6 protein-coding genes are annotated in these 3,640 nt (G+C 39.5%); all 6 read left to right on the top strand.

Annotated features, from left to right (window positions below; translation table 11 throughout):
• The coding region (locus tag AB3112_RS09550) for a hypothetical protein (RefSeq protein ID WP_367334377.1) at positions 1 to 323 on the top strand (323 nt) is incomplete at its 5' end.
• Between the two features lie 15 nt (positions 324 to 338).
• Positions 339 to 818, top strand: a complete 480-nt coding sequence (locus tag AB3112_RS09545) for an SHOCT domain-containing protein (RefSeq protein ID WP_003561265.1) — start codon at positions 339 to 341, stop codon at positions 816 to 818.
• 14 nt (positions 819 to 832) lie between these two features.
• Entirely contained in the window at positions 833 to 1,186 is a 354-nt protein-coding gene (locus AB3112_RS09540; protein ID WP_367334376.1) for a hypothetical protein, read from the top strand.
• Positions 1,187 to 1,332: 146 nt separating this feature from the next.
• Positions 1,333 to 1,512 (top strand): hypothetical protein, encoded by a 180-nt coding sequence (locus tag AB3112_RS09535; protein ID WP_003561267.1) that lies wholly within the window; start codon positions 1,333 to 1,335, stop codon positions 1,510 to 1,512.
• A complete protein-coding gene (gene tnpB / locus AB3112_RS09530) occupies positions 1,505 to 1,861 on the top strand; it encodes an IS66 family insertion sequence element accessory protein TnpB (RefSeq protein WP_015639741.1) in 357 nt (118 codons plus the stop codon). Before AB3112_RS09535 ends, tnpB begins: the two co-directional genes overlap by 8 nt.
• A 91-nt stretch (positions 1,862 to 1,952) precedes the next feature.
• Complete coding sequence (locus AB3112_RS09525) at positions 1,953 to 3,488, top strand: IS66 family transposase (RefSeq protein WP_084998789.1); 1,536 nt, start codon at positions 1,953 to 1,955, stop codon at positions 3,486 to 3,488.
• Positions 3,489 to 3,640 lie beyond the last annotated feature (152 nt).

Genomic DNA, 3,640 nt, shown 5'->3' with positions numbered 1-3,640 from the left:
GAACGTTAAACTTCAAATTTCCATCCACCCTCAAGCCCAAAATATATATTAATTCTGGGATTGGTGAAAATGAGGTGAAGTCAGGATTTAATCAATATTTCTTCGGAAACATTTCAACAGATCTGGAACGACAACGAATTATGTGGGTTCAACCGATGAATGAAAGTGATGAGTTTAAGAATGCGATTAAGGAGCTGGTTCATACAACCGCTGAATTTATTAGAATAGAATTTAAGCGGAGAAAAGAAAAAGGGTTAAAAATACGTAATGCAAAAGTCAAAAACATGTACAATCCATTTGCTGACCAAACAGATAAAAATTAAACGGGGGATTTAATCATGACTATCAAAGTAGAAATTCACATTCCAGAACACGTAATCATTACCGCAGATGATGCTAAAGTCGTTATTACACGAAAAGGAATTCGAAGTTTTGCCAACCGTGGGCAAAATGGAGATCAAACAATTCCATTAACAAATATTATTGGAGTTGACTTCAAAAAAGCCGGTGTTACTGCTGGCCAAATCAACTTCATCACTGCTGCTGGCAATCAAACAACCGGTGGACTCGGTGCCCTGCCAGGATTCGCACATGGTGCTTACAACAAAGCCAATAATGTTGTTTTCCGTGGGGGATCTAATAACAAAGATATGGAAAAGTTAAAAACATTTGTAGAAAACAATATGGGGCCAAAAGAATCTCAAGCACAGGCTACTGATACCGCTGATGAAATTGCTAAGTTCAAAAAGCTTCTTGATGACGGAACAATCACTCAGGAAGAATTCGACGCGAAGAAAAAACAATTATTGGGCTTATAGAGGGGAAAATCATAATGAAAATTAGAAATTCAATTATGTTAGGTGTTACCGCATTATCTTTGGGTGGAATTATGAGCATCACATTTCCAACCACCATAGATGCTTCATCCTGGCATACTTCTGCAATCCCCTATCGATTGCGCGGACATTGGTATGCAACAGCTAATCCAAACTATGGAGTAAAAATCTATCGGCATTATATCCATTTTTCTGGTGAGAAATCCGTTCATTTTACAAAATGGAAGTATCTCGGAAATCACTTCTATAAATTCCGATATAGCAACGCTTACGGTGATTCAAATTCACTGCATTATTTCAGTCCTCATAAGATCTCAATGAATTCATTCTGGCACTCATACTTTAGATAACGAGGGTAACGAGCATGAAATTAAGAAAGTCAATTATATTAGGAATTGTTGCATTAACCTTGTAAGCACTAAATAACTGGACGTCTACTTCGTAGACGTCTTTTTGAGTACCATAGAATTATTAATTAAGTATGAGGTGATTCTTTATGGAAAAGACCATTGTGCCAGTACCCACTGAAAAGTTACAAATTACAAAGATTGATGATCCCAATAAAATTCAACCGGCTTGTCAATTAACCGTCAATAATAAAAAATTAAGTATCTTTAATAATGCCCAGCCAGAAATATTGAAGATCATTCTAAAGGAGCTGATGGCGGGTGCCTAAATTACTCAACTTTACCGAATTAGATAAAGTCTATTTGGTTTGCGGCAAAACAGATTTACGCAAAGGAATTGATGGGTTAGCAACAATTATCCAAGATCAATTCGACTTAAATCCATTTTCACCCGCATTGTTCCTATTTTGTGGAACACGGAAAGACAGATTTAAAGCTATCTATTGGGAAGGTGACGGCTTTGTATTACTTTACAAACGTTATGAATCAGGACATTTACAATGGCCAAGAACCGCAGTGGAAGTCCGGCAATTAACAAATCAGCAACTCAAATGGTTACTAACCGGGCTGACGATTGAACCATCGGTTCATCGTGTTAGACCAGGCAATATTTATTGAAAGTCTCGCTCTGTCAACCTTTCTAAAAGGTATAGGCAAGATTCAAACTTCATGATATGATCATTGAAAACCAACCGAGGTGGTGAGACCAATGGATATTATTGAGGAGCTTAAAAAGATTAATGCCAGTCAACAAGCTCAAATTGAAGAGCTTATTCGGCAGAATCAAATTTTAACTGAGCAGGTAAAATATCTTCGCAACAAATTATATGGTCATTCGAGTGAAAAATCGATTGACGATGGTCAAACCTCTCTATTTGATGACGCCAGTAATGGTGTTTTCGAAGACCCAGAGTCAACTGGAGAACAAATCGAAATTGTCACAGTTCGTAAAAAGAAAAGGCAAAGTCAAAAAGCGAAAATCACGAAAAACCTCCCGATAAAGGAAGAACTGATTGAATTAGCCGAACATAATTGCCACAATTGTGGCAATGCCTATCAGATATTTAAACGGTTGATTGGAGACAAATTTCATCTCCAACCAGCTCAAGCATACATAGTTCGTCGGTATCAGGAAGTTGGCAAATGCCAACATTGTTCAGAGGACGTCAATTACGATGGCGACCAATTTGTTTCGGCAACGGTCCCACAATCATTCATGGCCCATAGTTTGGCTTCAGAAGATTTAGTCGCAACAATTATTGCCAATAAATATGAATTAGCCTTGCCACTTTATCGTCAACGACAACGTTTAAAGGAATTGGGACTATCGGTATCCGAAGCCACCTTAAGCAATTGGGTGATTTTTGGATCGGAGAGGGTTGCTTTAGTCGATCAGTTGCTTTTCAGGAAGCTTAAGCAGCAACCATATTTGCATGGCGATGAAACGCCAATTCAAGTTTTACGAGAACCAGGAAAGTCGGCAACCTCAAAGTCATTTCTATGGGAAATGCGATCTGCCGCTAACGCGGCTACTTCGATTATCCATTTTCATTATGACCCATCTCGAAGTGAAAAAGTGGCCCGGGCGATTTACGAAGGCTTCAACGGAACTCTTGTCTGCGATGGCTATGCGGGTTACAATCACATTCCGCCAGGGATTCGGCGGGCTGGCTGTTGGGCGCATGGACGACGAAAATTTGTGGATGGCACTAATGGAATTGAGAGCCAAAGGAGTCTTGGCCGCAAATTTGTCAAAAAGTTCGATCAACTATTTGCGATCGAACGAAAAGCTCAGGGCTTTTCACCACAACAGTTGTTAGAGATTCGACAACGAGAGTCCAAGCCAATTGTCAATAGCATATGGCAGCTAATGAGTGAAACTACCCCTATCAACAAGTCTAAGTTGGGACGCGCTTATACCTACATGGTGAATCAGCGTGAACAACTAGAGGTCTTTTTAAATGATCCTGGGGTGGCCATTAGTAATAACATTGCCGAACGGAGTATCAAAACTTCGGTCATTGGTCGTAAGAATTGGCTTTTTAGTACCGGCCAGCGCGGAGCCAAGGCTAACGCCCTCTTCCTAGGCCTATTCGAAACGGCCATTGCCAATCATTTAGATTTCAAAAAATACTTAGTCTATCTGTTCACCTACTTGCCTCGGTTAGGAGATTCCCCAACTGACGAGGAGTTAGAGGCTTATTTACCATGGGCTAAAGCAGTACAGCAAAGCTGTGCAGCTTAACTGTAAAAACTTAAAAAGGCATTCGATTGTGTTATCTGAAGAATAACATGCTCGAATGCCTTTTTGAATACGTCCAATTATTTAGTGCTTACATTTAATTTTAATTCGAATTTTGTTGATCAGCTCTGCCACAATGAATCCCAACGCAATTG

The sequence above is a fragment of the Lentilactobacillus sp. genome (genome assembly GCF_040773105.1).
GTDB lineage: Bacteria > Bacillota > Bacilli > Lactobacillales > Lactobacillaceae > Lentilactobacillus > Lentilactobacillus parabuchneri.
The sequence above is the reverse complement of the archived record's forward strand: the minus strand, read 5'-3'. Positions and strand labels throughout refer to the sequence as shown.